Below are 13,362 nucleotides of genomic sequence, written 5' to 3'. Positions count from 1 at the left end.
GGAGCGAACAGTCAGAGTGTACGCAGATCATCGAACACTCTGCAATCCGTACGCGGCCGGTGTGTACGGATCGAGTGAGACGGGACGGAGCGATCAGCCATGGCGGCACAGACCCCTCGGCAGCAGGACGCGGCGAGCCACCGCACCCCGCCGGTCCACACGGCCCCGGAGGAGGTCGCGCTGGAGACGGCCCTGCTCGCCCTCGCCGACCCCGTACGCCAGACCCTGGTGCGGGAGTTGGCCGGCGCCGGGGACTGGGAGCGGTCCTGCGGCAGCTTCGACGTGCCGGTCACCAAGGCCACCCTGAGCCGCCACTTCGCCGTACTGCGCGAGGCCGGGCTGCTGGAGCAGCGGGACGCCGGGGCGAAGCGGCTCAACCGGTTGCGCAAGCCGGAGTTCGACGCCCGGTTCCCCGGACTGCTGGACCTGGTGCTCGGTCACGCCGCCCCCTGAGGGCGCACGGCCCGGTCGTGCAGCCCCTTCGCCACATCCAGTGCCAGGGAACGGTCCACGGCCGGTGTGCCGAAGGCGAGCGCCGGGCTGAACGTGCCGTCCAGCGTGCCCAGGTGGAGGACCAGGCCGTAGTTGGCGCCGGTGCGGTTGACGATGGTCCGGTAGCCGCTGACCCGGCCCAGGTGCGGGCCGAGCGCCGGGTCGACCACACCCACGTTCGTGAGGCAGATCCCCGGAGCCGAGGTGGCGGCCGCCGTCTCCTCGACCCCACGCCGGATCGTGGCGTGGGAGCGGACGGGGGGTCGCCAGGCCGCGTCCGCTGCCGTCAGTGACGTCTTGTACTCCCGTGCCAGGGCGGTCAGTTGGGTCCGGCCCGGTCGCATCGGCACCCGCAGTACGTTGATGAAGCAGCCGACGTCCGGAAGGCCCGCGTACCGCTGTCGCAGGGACACCGCGGTGAACAGCCCCACCTCGGCACGGCCGGTGACCTCCGCGTAGGACTCGGCCAGCGCGGCGGCGAAGAACTGGTTGACGGTCACGCCCTGTTGCCTGCACCACGCCTTGAGAGCGAGGCTCTCCGGCCGGGTGAGCGTGCACGGTACGAAGTCCGCGCCGCGCTCCGACCACGGGCGGGTCTCCGTGAACGGCAGGCGCTCCGACGGGGGTTGGTCCAGGCCCCGGCCGGCCGGCGCCCGGTAGACCAACCCGTCCGCGTCCGGCGGCAGCCTTCGTACGTCGTACAGGCTGGGCTCCGAGGAAGGGAACAGCGTGTCCAGCAGCGCCCGGATCACCGCACCCGTCGAATGGCCGTCGGAGATCGCGTGGTTGCGGGTGAAGTACAGGTGCGTCGCACCGGCCTGTGGATCGCGGACGGCGTGCAGCCGCCACAGGGGCCCGCCGGTCTCCAGGACCTCGTTCAGCTCACGTCGCAGCACGTCGTCGGGGGAGTCCGGTGAGGTCAGCGTGGTGTGACGGAGCTGGTCGGGCAGCACGCCGGGGCCGTGGGCGAACCACAGGGTGTCCGCGTGCTCCTCGATGCGCAGCCCAAGCAGCGGGAGTTCACCGGCCCACTGCTCAACGGCCCTGTGCAGCAGCGCCGGTGTAATGTCCTCGCGCACCGTCACCTGCGTGGTGACCTGGGTCGTCCCGCCCATCAGCGCATGCGTGTACGCGAACGCCGCCTCCCCGTCCGAGAGTTCGCGGACCAGGCTCACGACGACCACGCCAGCGGGTGGGACAGCCGTACGCCGTGGCTGGTGAAGTCCAGGGTGACCCGGTCGCCGTCGGCCGTGCGGAAGCCGCCGTGGAAGCTGCTGCGGTCGGCGCCGAGGTAGACGTAGTGCACCCGGCCGGGGTGGTGCAGGGCGCGGTACGCGAAGAGGCGGGACATCAGGGCCGGCAGCTCGTAGTGCAGGGCGTCGGAGCCGGTGGTGAAGGTGCCCTTCCACGCCGGGGCGCCGTCCCGCTCGATCGTCGCCTCCCCGGTGACCGAGCGCGGCGGCTCGCCCAGGTGCAGCCAGGGCGCCACCCCGGCGTCGCACAGCTTGGCGTACGACAGGTGGCCGGCGTGCTGCTTGAAGCGGCCTATGTCGGTGAGATCGTTGCCGAAGGTGTAGCCCGCGTACCTCGGCACACCCTCGCTGTCTCCGACATAGACCAGGACGACCTCGGCCTCCTCGCAGACGTGGACGCCGTCCGCGGGTACGGAGAGGGGCTCGCCGGGGACCTTCAGGGCGTCGCCGAGACCCTTGACGAACCAGTTGGGCTGGTCGGGGACCTCGGCGTCCACCTTCACGTTGTGCGTCATCATGAAGCCGCTGACCAGGGCGTCGCCCAGGTGCGCGGGCAGCAGCGGGGGCAGCAGGCGTACCTCGTCGCGGTTCGCCTCGACCGGGGTGCGGCCCTGGGTCAGCCGGTCGAGCAGGGCCTCGGTGGTGTCGTCCGAGGCGGACGCCAGGGCGGCCAGGGTGTCACCGCCCAGCGGGTACAGGCGCAGCGGAGCCTCGGGCTCGGGCAGGCCGAGGCCGAAGTGGCGCTCGCCCGCGTGGACGCATTCGAAGACCACCGTCATGGTGGACCCCTCCTGAGAGGTCACGGCCCGTACGGGCCAGGTTCGGACAAGGGGCGGGACGGTCAGTCCATGAGGATTTCGACGAGGACGGGCTTGCCGTGCTCCTTGATGTGGGCGACGGCCTCCCGCACCGTGGGCTCCACGGCCTCGATCCGCTCCACGCGGGGCAGGGCGTGCACGCCGTAGGACTCGGCGAGGGTGACGAAGTCGACCGGCTGGTCGTAGAAGCTGGTGGCGATGTGCGCGCGGCCGGTGTCGCGGTCGCGGTTGTCCGCGATGCGCTCGGCGTGCTGGGTGGAGTTGAGGTAGAGCCGGTTGTTCATGACGATCACCAGCAGCGGTACGTCGTACGCGGCCAGCGTCCACAGCGCGCTCGGCGTGTAGAGGAAGTCGCCGTCCGCCTGGAGGTCGACGCAGAGCGTGCCGTCGCCCTGGTGGGCGAGGGCCGCCCCGACCGAGGCGCCCAGGCCGTACCCGAGTCCGCCGCCGCCGTTGAGGCCGAGATAGCTGCCGGGGCGCTCCAGCGGCCAGAGCTTCTTCACCCAGCCGTCGATGGTGAGGCTGCCGGTGTTGGTGAGCACCCACTCCTCGTCCCGCACCGCGCGGTGGATCTCCTGGACGGCCGTCGAGACCTGGATGTGCTCCCGGCCCCGCGCCTCGTCCGCCTGGCGGGCCCACTCGGTCCGCGCCTCGGTGTGCAGGGCGGAGAGAGCCTTGACCCGCTCCTCCCGGCGCTCGGTGAACTCGGCCGCCGCGAACGGCCCTTCGGGGTCCTCGGCCACCTCGCGCAGGGCGGCCACCGACTGCCCGGTGTCGGCCGCCACGGCGAGGCTCACCGGGACGAACTGCTGGTAGTCGGCCGCCCACTTGCTGGTGAGCAGCTCGTTGAAGCCCAGGGTGACGACCTCGGCGCCGTTCGCCGGCAGCCCCTCGTCGGTCAGCGGGAGGAAGGCGCCGAGCGCGCCCACGAGGTCCTGCACCTCCAGCGCGATCACCAGGTCGGCCGCGTCCAGGAGACCGGTGTTGCTGACGTTGAGCTGGTGGGTGTTGGGGAAGTTCATCCGGTTGCCCCGGTCCACCACGGCGAGGCCGAGCGCGTCGGCGAGGGCGACCAGCGGCGCGACCGTCTCCGGGTCACGGCCGGAGAAGTCGACGATCAGCACCGGCAGTTGGGCATCCCGTAGGCGCCCCACCAAGTGATCCAGCTCGGTGCCGCCGAGCGCGGGCAGCAGGGTCGGCTCGGTGGCGGCCGCGGGCAGCAGCCGTACCCCGTCCGCCAGCTCCTGTTCCTGGACGTCGAAGTCGAGCGCCACGAACACCGGTGCCTGCAAAGGGGTGTTCATCAGCTTGAAGGCGCGGTACAGCGACTCGACGGTGGCCCGCTGCCCGATGGGCTGGTCGCACCACTTCACATAGTCCTTGACGACGGACTCGATGTTCTGCGAGGTGTGAATCCAGTCGATCCACGGCCGCCGCTTGCCCGCGTCCACGGGCCCGTTGCCCCCGAGCACGAACAGCGGGACCCGGTCGCACCAGGCGTTGAAGATGGCCATCGAGGCGTGCAGCAGGCCCACGTTGGCGTGCACGAACACGGCCATGTGCCGGCCGCTCGCCTTGTGGTAGCCGTGCGCCAGCGCCACCGCGATCTCCTCGTGGCACGCCATCACGATGTCGGGCGCCTCGGATGCGTGGACCAGGGAGTCGTGGACACCGCGGAAGGACGCGCCGGGGTTGAAGGCGACCTTGTCGATGCCCTGCTGGTTGAGGAACTCCACCAGTAGGTCGGAGAAGTAGGACGTCGTCATGCGTGATCCTTCGTACGGTTCATGCGTGCGCATGGGGACGGGCGGGGACCGGGCGCCAGACCGGGTCGCCCTCGGTGCGGTGCGCCGTCGCCCAGGGGGCGGCGAGGCCGGTGAGGGCGAGGCCGAAGCCGGGGCCGGGCGGCGGGGCGATGGTGTTGGTGCGCCGGTCCACGGCCGGGCGGGGCGCCACGGCCATCTCGGGGAAGAACAGGTCGGACTGGCCGGCCTCGACGGTGAGGGCGTCCGGATGGGCGAAGGCCAGTGCGCGGCCCGCGTTGATCAGCGGCCCCACCTCGGCCACCTGCACCCCGACCTGGAACGCCAGCCCCGCGCGCCGGGCGAGGCCGATCAGCCGGGCCGCGGTCACCGGGCCGCCGTTCTTGGACACGCGGACGTTGAAGGCGTCGCACGCCCCGGCCGCGATCGCCCGCCCGGCGTCCTCGGGGGTGCACACCGACTCGTCCAGCATCACGCGCGGGCCGGTACCGCCGCGCAGCCGGGCGAGTTCGGACCAGGAGCCCTTGGCCAACGGCTCCTCCACCCAGTCGGCCCCGGCAGTGTGCAGCGCCTCCATGTGGCCCGGAGCCTCCTCCGGCGACCAGCTCATATTGGCGTCCACCATGACCGGCACCAGATCGCCCAGCCGGGCGCGGATCGCGGTCACCGTGCGGACGTCGCGCCGGATGTCGTCGGCCGCCTTGATCTTGACGAAGTGGAACGGGCCCCGCGTGTCCAGGAACTCGTCCACGTCGAGACTGAGATCGAGGACTTGGGACACGGGGAGAGACGGGGGAGCGGGTATGCGCGAGCCCGGCACCAACTCAGACGCCTGTGAACCCAGTTGGCGTCCCAGCAGGTCGAGCAGCGCCGTCTCCAGCAGACAGAGCAGGTTGCCCCCGCCCCGCAGGCCGAACGTGCCGGCGACCCCCGACCGCAGCAACTCGGCCAGCAGTACGGAGGGCTCGGCCGACCGCAGCCGGGCGAACACCGCGTCCAGCGGCACCTCCCGCAGCGCCGCCGTCACCGAGTCACTGGTCTCGCCGGTGACATAGGCGCGGGGCGCGCACTCCCCGAGCCCGGTCGCGCCGTCCACCGTCAGCCGCAGTATGAGGCTGTCCGAGGCGGAGCGGCGCTTGGCCGGGTGGTCGAAGCCGACCGCCATGGGCAGCTCGACCCGGTACAGCGTGGCGCCGGCCGGTTCAGGCATCGCGGTTCAGCCCTTGGAGCAGGGTGAAGGTGGACGCCCAGTCGACCAGCCGGGCCCGGACGTCGGTGTAGAAGAGGTAGTGCTTGTCGGTGGCGAACTGGAGCAGCGCGCCGTGCGAGCCGGTCATCCGGCGGAAGGTGGCGCGGGCGTCGTCCAGGTCCACGATCGGGTCGGCGACCCCGGAGACGTAGGCCGCCGGGACCGGCGGGAGCGGGCGCTCGGAGCGCATGTAGAGCGACTCCAGGGCAAGGAGGACCCCTCGGGATCGCCGGGTCAGGGCGCGGGCCGCGAGATCGTCGTTGTCGATGAAGTGCCGGTGGCGGACCTCGTCCGTGAAATCCTCCGACCGCAGGCCCGCGTCCCACAGCTCGGTCCCCGACTCCGCCGCCAGGGCCTGCCGTTGGTCGTCGTCGAGGGTGGCGTGCAGCTTGCCCAGCCAGGCCGAGCAGAAGATCGCCGCGTCGTAGCGGGTGGTGAAGTCCGGGTGGTGCATGAGCGCCGCCATGAAGGAGCCGCCCAGGCAGTGGCCGAACAGGGAGAGCGGCACCTCGTCGCCTATGGCGGCGCGCACATGCTCCACAGCGGTGATGTAGTCCCGCAGCACAGTGTCCGCGGCGGGGAGGTCCTGGCGGTCGCCGCCGCTGATGCCGGAGCCGCGGCGGTCCAGCACGTAGAAGGCGATGTCGTTGTCCGCGAACTGCGGGCCGACCTCCCACAGCCAGCCGGCGTGCGACTGGAGCCCGTGGAAGTAGAACACCGCTCCCTTGACCGGGCCGCGCGGGCGCCACAGATGCAGGGCCAGCTCGGCGCCGTCGACCGGGAGTCCGGCTATCTCACGGCGGATGTTCTGCGGTGGCCTCTTGGTCTCGATCACGTCCGGTTCCCCTCGGTCAGCGTCGGGTGAGCGCGGCGACGAAGTCGACGTCCCGCTGGAACGGCTTGTACTTGTACTGGGTGGCGTTGCCCTGCTGGCGGCGGCTCTCGACGTACGCGGCGATGGCGTCGTGGGGCACCGTGACGACCTCCAGCGCGCCGAGCCGTCCGCTGTCCCGCTTGGACGCGTACTCGATGTTGATCTCGTGCAGCGCGGCGTCCACCGCCCCGGACAGCTTCGCGTCCAGCGCCGCGGACGGCTCGGGGACCTCCGCGACGACGATGTAGTACGGCGGCTCCGCCCAGCGCGGTCCGCACATGAACAGCCCGGTGCCGAGCCCGTGGGCGGCGAGACCGCGCTGGATGGCGCCGGTCACCTGGGACTCGGTGATCTTCTCGCCGGTGAAGGAGTGGAAGATGCCGTCCCGGTGGACGAAGTGCACCCACGGCGTGCCGTCCACGATCCGGTCCACGTGGTACACGTCCCCGGTCCACAGCCGGTAGAGGCCGTTGCCCTGGGTCATGATCAGGTGGTAGTCGCGGCCCGGCTCGACCTCGTCGAACAGCAGCGTCTCCACCCGCTCGCCGGCGGCCACCAGGTCGCCCAGCGGCACCTCGGCCGGCACGAACTCGAAGAACGCCTGCCCCACCGCGAGCGGCTGGCTGTGCAGCGAGTCGTCCACCGGGATGGTGGTGACCCCCTCGGTGCCGCAGCTCATGAACGGCAGCCGGGCCACGCCGGGGAGCACCGCCTCCAGCTTGGCCGCGTACAGCCCGGCCGAGGCGGAGAGCCAGCAGGTGTAGAGGGTGAGCGAGGGCCACACGTCCTTGAGGCTGAAGTCCCGGTCCAGCAGCACCTTTTCGAGCCTGCGCGCGCCCTCCGCGTCCGGCGCGGTGTACGGGCGGCCCTCCAGTGTCCCGTCCCGCACGTCCCGTACCAGCCGGTCGCCGTGCTGGGCCAGCAGCTCGCGCAGCGAGATCAGGGTGCTCGGGTTGATCGACGAGATGTAGTGCAGGTCCTTGCCGATCAGGTGCCGGATGCGGTGGTACATCCGGCCCTCGTGCCCGCTCGGCACCTCGGGCCCGAACCACGGGGACTCGTACCAGGGCGGGTTCCAGTCCTGGCTGTTGATCTGCGGATGCCGGTTGCTGATCGCCTGGTGGCCGATGCCGTGCACGAAGTCGAATACGTCCTCGCGCACGGTCTGCGTGTCCAGCGTCGCGTACGGATGGGCCAGCAGCTCCGGGTGGTACTCCAGATACGTCCCCCACATCGCCTTCATCGCCGGGATGCGGTACGTGAGCAGCCAGTGCAGGGTGTACGGCACCAGCTTGGGCACCCCGGTGGTGCCGCTCGTCTTCAGCCAGCGCAGCACCGGGCTGCAGGTCAGGGTGCCGCCCTTGGTCCGGGTCTCCCGCTGGATCTCGGGCACGAAGTCGTCGTAGCGCATCACGGGGAGCAGCGAGCGGAAGAGGTCCGGGTCGTCGGCGACGGCCGAGTAGCCCTTCTCCCGCCAGTGCACCGAGCCCGCGCTCATGTCGATGACGTCGTCCAGCACCCGGCGCTGGGCGAGACCCGGCTGCTTGAGGTCGGTCAGCAGGGCGTCCCGCGCCTGGCGGCACTCCTGCGCGAACGGGTCCCGGCGGGCCTGCCAGTGTTTCTGCCAGTGAGGTATGTCCACAGTCGCTCCTGAAGAAGCCTGAAGAAGCCTGAAGAGGTGAAGTGGTCACAGGGCCGGACAGGAGGGTCAGCGGTCGATGTACGCCATCATCCGGTCGTTGTACCGGGGTCCCGCGACCGCGTCGGCGCGCACCGCGACCTCGATCTCGGCCAGCGTGTCCGCGTCGAGGCGGACCTCGGCGGCACGGGTGTTCTCCTCCAGATAGGTGCGCCGTTTGGTGCCCGGGATCGGCACGATGTCGTCGCCCTGGTGCAGCACCCAGGCGATGGCGAGCTGGGCCGGGGTCAGGCCGTGGCGCGCGGCCACCTCGCTGATCTTCCGCGCGATCGCCGTGTTCTGGTCGTAGTTGGCGCCCTGGAGGCGGGGGTCGTGGTGGCGGAAGTCGTCCTCCGGGTACTCCTCGGCGCGCCGGACGCCACCGGTGAGGAAGCCCCGGCCCAGCGGACAGAAGCCGACCAGGCCGATGCCCAGCTCGCGCAGCACCGGCAGGACCCCGTCCTCCAGGTTCCGCTCCCACACCGAGTACTCGCTCTGCACCACGGAGAGGGGGTGCACGGCGTGGGCGCGGCGGATGGTGCGCTCGCCCACCTCGCACAGACCCAGGTGGCGGACCTTGCCCTGCTCCACCAGGCCGGCCATGGCGCCGACCACGTCCTCGATGGGCACCTTCGGGTCCAGGCGGTGCTGGTAGAGGACGTCGATGTAGTCGGTGCCGAGGCGTTTCAGGGACGCCTCGACCACCTCGACGATGTGCTCCGGACGGCTGTCGGCCTCGGCGGTCGTGCCGTCCTTGAGCTTCATCGGGAAGCCGAACTTGGTCGCGATCACGGCCTGTTCGCGGCGCCCGGCGAGCGCCTGGCCGAGCAGTACCTCGTTGTCGTACGGCCCGTACGCCTCGGCCGTGTCGAACAGGGTGTACCCGAGATCCAGTGCCCGGTGAATGGTGGCCACCGACTCCCGGTCGTCCGGGGTGCCGTACCACTGGCTCATCCCCATGCAGCCCAGGCCCAGTTCGGAGACCTTCAGCCCCCGGCGGCCAAGCTCACGCGTCTTCAGCATGCCTTCTCCTCGCTCCTGGCGATCTCCCGCCGGCAGGCGCTCCCGGCGGCTGGCGACGCAACTGAAGCACATGCATGTACTGGAGTTCAATAGCTGACTGTGGTCGAGTGATCGCGCTGCCGTACGGCGGGTGAACGTCGTGCGCCGAGCGGGTCACCGATGTGTAAACCCGTGTGAGCTGCGGAAGTTGGGGATCGCAGGTGGCGGCCGGTATGTGATGCCGCTGTAACGACGACTTCATGATGAAGACCCCGGCACAAGTTTGTTCTTCGGTATAGATTTGAACCACCGACTGGGGGAGGAGAGTTGCGATGACCACTGGGGAACCGATCGCGATCATCGGCATGGGGTGCAGGTTTCCGGGGGCGGCCGGGGTCGAGGAGTTCTGGGCCCTGCTGGAGGGCAACACCGACGCGGTGACCCCGGTCCCGGCGGACCGGTTCGACGTGGGCGCCTGGTACGCCCCCGAGCCCGGCACACCGGACCGGCTGGTCTCCCGGCACGGCGGTTTCCTGGCCGGGCTGCACGACTTCGACGCCGCCTTCTTCGGCATCTCGCCCCGTGAGGCCCGCACCATGGACCCGCAGCAACGGCTGCTGCTGCACACCGTCTGGGAGGCGTTCGAGGACGCCGGGGTGCCGCCGTCCTCGGTCCGGGGGAGCGCGGGCGGGGTGTTCGTCGGGCAGGCCACCGCCGAGTACGCCGACGCCGCCGGGCGGGCCGCCACCGCCGACGTACGGGCCATGGCGGGCGGCCGGCTGCGGGCCGTCACCTCCGGCCGGGTCTCCTACGCCTTCGACCTGCGCGGACCCAGCCTGGTGCTCGACACCGCCTGCTCGTCCTCCCTGGTCGCCGTGCACACCGCGCGGCAGAGCCTGCTCACCGGCGAGTGCGACCTCGCCGTGGCCGCCGGGGTCAACGCCGTGCTGTCACCCACCGACGCGGTCGCCTACTCGCAGGGCCGGATGCTGTCCCCGGACGGCCGCTGCAAGTTCGGCGACAGCTCGGCCGACGGGTTCGTGCGCAGTGAGGGCGTGGGTGTGGTCCTCCTCAAGCGGCTCTCCGACGCCCTCGCGGACGGCGATCCGGTCCGCGCGCTGCTGCTCGGCAGCGCGGTCACCAACGACGGTGACGGCAGCGGCCTGTTGCTCCAGCCCGCCGTCTCCGGCCAGGCCGCGATGCTCCGTACGGCCTGGCGCAGCGCCGGGGTTGACCACGTGGACTACGTCGAGGCGCACGGCACCGGCACCACCGTCGGGGACGGGGTCGAACTGCGGGCGCTGGCCGAGGTGCTGAACGGCCAGGGGCACTCCGGTGCGCCCGTTCCGGTCGGGTCCGTGAAGACCAACATCGGCCATGCCGAGGCCGCCGCCGGGATCGCCGGGCTCATCAAGGCCGTACTCGTCGCCGAGCACCGCACCATTCCCGCCTCGCTCCACCTCACCGCGCCGCAGGACCGGCTCACCGGCGCCCCCGTGGCCGTGGCCGACCGCAACACCCCCCTGCGGCCCAAGGGGGAGCGGGCCGTACTCGGCGTCAGCTCCTTCGGCATCTCGGGCACCAACGCCCACGCGGTGATCGGTGAGTTCGTGCCCGAGCCGCGCCCCGCCGCACCGGCCCCCGAAGCGGGCCCGCACCTGCTCGTGCTCAGCGCCCGCACGCCCGAGGCGCTGCGCCGACTGGCCCTGCGCCACGCGGCGTACCTCGGCCCCGAGGGCGCCGGCCGCCGGCACGCCCTCGACGACATCTGCCGCTCCGCCGCCACCGGCCGCGACCACCACCCCTTCCGCCTCTGGGCCGTCGGCGACACCCACGACGCCCTGGCCGGCGTACTGCGCGCCCTGGCCGAGGGCCGCCCGACGCCGGACGGCGGACTGCACGAGGCCGGGTTCGACGGCCCCCGCGAGGTCGCCTTCGTCTTCCCCGGCCAGGGCTCGCAGTGGCCCGGCATGGGACGCGAACTCCTGCGCACGTCCGAGGCGTTCCGCGCCGCCCTGACCGAGTGCGACGCGGCGGTGCGCGCCGAGACGGGCTGGTCGATGCTCGACCTGCTCCAGGACGAGAACGCCCAGCTCACCGACGCGGTCGAGCTGGTGCAGCCCGTCCTGTGGGCCATGGAGGTCGCTCTCGCCGCCCACTGGCGGGCCCTCGGCGTCGACCCCGACGTCTGCGTGGGCCACAGCATGGGCGAGGTGGCCGCCGCCTGCGTCGCGGGCGCGCTGTCCGTACGGGACGCCGCGCGCGTCATCTGCCGCCGCAGCGACCTGATGCAGCGCCTCGCCGGACGCGGCGCGATGCTCGCCACCGAACTCTCCCCAGCTCAGGCCCACGACCTCGTGACGGCGTACGGCGACAAGGTGTGCGTCGCCGTGGAGAACTCCCCGAACGCCACCGTCCTCGCCGGTGACCCCGGCGTACTCGCGGACATCGCACGGGAGTTGGAGCGCCGCGAGGTGCTGTGCCGCACGGTCAAGGTCAACGTCGCCTCCCACTCCCCGCTCATGGACGAGATCCGCGAGGACCTGCTGACCCAGCTCACCGAGGTCACCCCCGCCGCGCCGGACATCCCGATGTTCTCCACCGTCCGCTCCGCCCCTGTCGACGGCGCCGCCCTGGACGCCGGGTACTGGGCGGACAACCTGCGGCAGCCGGTGCGCTTCGCGGACGCCGTACGGCAGGTCGTCCGGGAGCGCGGGCCGGTGTTCGTGGAGGTCAGCCCGCATCCGCTGCTCGGCCGGGCGATCGAGGACGTCCAGTTGGACGCCGGCGCCCCGCCCACCGTCGTGACCACGCTGGTCCGGCAGCAGAGCGAGGCCACGGCCACCGCCCGCGCCCTCGGCCGCGCCTACGCCCTCGGCGCCCCGGTCGACTGGCGGCGCCGGTACGGCGACGACGGCCCGCGCGTACCGCTGCCCTCCTACGCCTGGGACACGGAGGAGTACCGCGTCGCACCCGAGCCCGCTCCGCCGTCCGGCCCGGGTGAACGCCGGGTCCGGCTGTCCCGGCTCGGGGTCGCCGCGCTGGGCGCGGGAGTCACGGCGCGCGGCGCCTCACCCGTCCCGCCCGTGCTGTACCTCCAGGCGGTCGCCGAGACCCTGCGCGACCTCGTCGGCGCGGGCCCGGTGGAACTGCGGGACGTGCGAATCGGCGGGACCCTGCCGTCCCTCGCGGAGGCCGCCGCCACGACGCTGGTGATCGGGCTGGACCAAAGGGCGGACAACGCCTACGAGTTCAGGGTGGCCGCGCTCACCGACGGCTCCGCCGAGCCGGTGTCCTGCGTGACCGGGAGCGCCCTCGCCCGGCCGGAGGTGGACGCGTCGGCGGCCGTCACCCTCGACACGGCGCTGACCCGGTGCACCGAGTACGTGCCCGGCGCCGAGTTCTACCGCCGGGCCGAGGCCCGCGGCTACTCCGTCGCCCCGCCGCTGCGCGCCGTACGGCAGATGTGGCGGCGCGAGGGCGAGGCGGTGGCCCGGCTGCACCTGCCGACGGCGGACACCGGAGCGGTGGGCGCCCTGGAGGCCGCCCTTCTGACCATGCTGGCCTCCTGGCCGCACGGCGGCGGCGCCGCCCGGGACACCTATCTGCCCCTCTCCTTCGACCGGGTCCTGCTGGCCGACGAACCCACCGGTGAGTTCTGGAGCACGGCCCGGTTCACGCCGGACGCCGACGCGGAGGGCGGGCGGTGCGACGTCGTCCTCACGGGCGCCGACGGCCGGGTGCTGGCCGGCTTCGAGGGGGTCGCCCTGCTTCGCTCGGGGGGCGCGCCGGTGAGCGTCGCGGAGGTCCCGCGGGCCGCGCCGCCGGTACGCCCTGCGCCGCCCGTACGTCCGGAGGCGCACCCCGCGGCGGACCGGCTCATCATCCACACCGCCACGGTCCTCGGCACCACCGTCGACCGGGTCGACCCCCGGCGCCCCCTGCGTGACCTGGGGCTGGACTCACTGATGGCGGTTCAGCTCCGGCGCATTCTGAAGCAGGACTTCGGGGTGGAGATCCCCACCAGCCGGCTCCTGGGTGACGAGAGCGCGGCGGCGATCGCGGCCGGGCTGGCCGGGGCAGGAGTCTGACAGCGCCACCCGCTCACGTGCGGCCGCCCCTTGACGGGGGAACGGCCGCACGACGCCGTTCTGGAACCCTGATGTATCGATGCACTACGGTATAGAGAACGTCGTCGCCGTGGACGCGGGCCTGGTGAGGCGGTGGCAGTCA

At 72.2% G+C, this 13,362-nt stretch carries 9 protein-coding genes; 2 read left to right on the top strand and 7 right to left on the bottom strand.

The features are described 5' to 3' along the window. The first annotated feature begins 99 nt into the window (after positions 1-99). Positions 100-453: an ArsR/SmtB family transcription factor gene (locus ACZ3HQ_RS13405; protein WP_467510360.1), complete on the top strand. Its 354-nt coding sequence runs from the start codon at positions 100-102 to the stop codon at positions 451-453. On the opposite strand, the gene ACZ3HQ_RS13400 is transcribed toward ACZ3HQ_RS13405, so the two are convergent. The 7 genes from ACZ3HQ_RS13400 to ACZ3HQ_RS13370 form a co-directional block, all read right to left on the bottom strand. After that, a complete protein-coding gene (locus tag ACZ3HQ_RS13400; RefSeq protein ID WP_467510358.1) occupies positions 438-1,667 on the bottom strand; it encodes a phthiocerol/phthiodiolone dimycocerosyl transferase family protein in 1,230 nt (409 codons plus the stop codon). The genes ACZ3HQ_RS13405 and ACZ3HQ_RS13400 overlap by 16 nt on opposite strands. Next, a complete protein-coding gene (locus tag ACZ3HQ_RS13395; protein ID WP_467510356.1) occupies positions 1,664-2,524 on the bottom strand; it encodes an FAH family protein in 861 nt (286 codons plus the stop codon). Before ACZ3HQ_RS13395 ends, ACZ3HQ_RS13400 begins: the two co-directional genes overlap by 4 nt. 62 nt (positions 2,525-2,586) lie before the next feature. After that, the gene (locus ACZ3HQ_RS13390; RefSeq protein ID WP_467510354.1) at positions 2,587-4,329 is read right to left on the bottom strand and encodes a thiamine pyrophosphate-binding protein; all 1,743 of its coding nucleotides are present in this window, start codon (positions 4,327-4,329) and stop codon (positions 2,587-2,589) included. A 19-nt stretch (positions 4,330-4,348) separates the two neighbouring features. After that, positions 4,349-5,536 carry an enolase C-terminal domain-like protein gene (locus ACZ3HQ_RS13385; RefSeq protein ID WP_467510352.1) on the bottom strand — a complete coding sequence of 396 codons (1,188 nt, stop codon included), beginning with the start codon at positions 5,534-5,536 and terminating at the stop codon, positions 4,349-4,351. Further along, a complete protein-coding gene (locus ACZ3HQ_RS13380; protein WP_467510350.1) occupies positions 5,529-6,410 on the bottom strand; it encodes an alpha/beta hydrolase in 882 nt (293 codons plus the stop codon). Before ACZ3HQ_RS13380 ends, ACZ3HQ_RS13385 begins: the two co-directional genes overlap by 8 nt. Before the next feature lie 16 nt (positions 6,411-6,426). Then, the gene (locus ACZ3HQ_RS13375; protein WP_467510348.1) at positions 6,427-8,091 is read right to left on the bottom strand and encodes a GH3 family acyl-acid amido synthetase; all 1,665 of its coding nucleotides are present in this window, start codon (positions 8,089-8,091) and stop codon (positions 6,427-6,429) included. A 66-nt stretch (positions 8,092-8,157) separates the two neighbouring features. Then, entirely contained in the window at positions 8,158-9,150 is a 993-nt protein-coding gene (locus ACZ3HQ_RS13370) for an aldo/keto reductase (RefSeq protein WP_467510346.1), read from the bottom strand. 311 nt (positions 9,151-9,461) lie between these two features. On the opposite strand from ACZ3HQ_RS13370, the gene ACZ3HQ_RS13365 reads away from it, so the two are divergent. Further along, complete coding sequence (locus ACZ3HQ_RS13365; RefSeq protein ID WP_467510344.1) at positions 9,462-13,220, top strand: type I polyketide synthase; 3,759 nt, start codon at positions 9,462-9,464, stop codon at positions 13,218-13,220. Positions 13,221-13,362: the final 142 nt, after the last annotated feature.

The organism is Streptomyces sp. NPDC018263 (genome assembly GCF_055562575.1).
The sequence above is the reverse complement of the archived record's forward strand: the minus strand, read 5'-3'. Positions and strand labels throughout refer to the sequence as shown.

What these genes read in the sequence shown, in the direction of transcription:
- ACZ3HQ_RS13370 (WP_467510346.1), bottom strand. Translation starts at nt 9,150, where the DNA reads ATGCTGAAGACGCGTGAGCTTGGCCGCCGGGGGCTGAAGGTCTCCGAA.
- ACZ3HQ_RS13385 (WP_467510352.1), bottom strand. Translation starts at nt 5,536, where the DNA reads ATGCCTGAACCGGCCGGCGCCACGCTGTACCGGGTCGAGCTGCCCATG.
- ACZ3HQ_RS13395 (WP_467510356.1), bottom strand. Translation starts at nt 2,524, where the DNA reads ATGACGGTGGTCTTCGAATGCGTCCACGCGGGCGAGCGCCACTTCGGC.
- ACZ3HQ_RS13405 (WP_467510360.1), top strand. Translation starts at nt 100, where the DNA reads ATGGCGGCACAGACCCCTCGGCAGCAGGACGCGGCGAGCCACCGCACC.
- ACZ3HQ_RS13390 (WP_467510354.1), bottom strand. Translation starts at nt 4,329, where the DNA reads ATGACGACGTCCTACTTCTCCGACCTACTGGTGGAGTTCCTCAACCAG.
- ACZ3HQ_RS13365 (WP_467510344.1), top strand. Translation starts at nt 9,462, where the DNA reads ATGACCACTGGGGAACCGATCGCGATCATCGGCATGGGGTGCAGGTTT.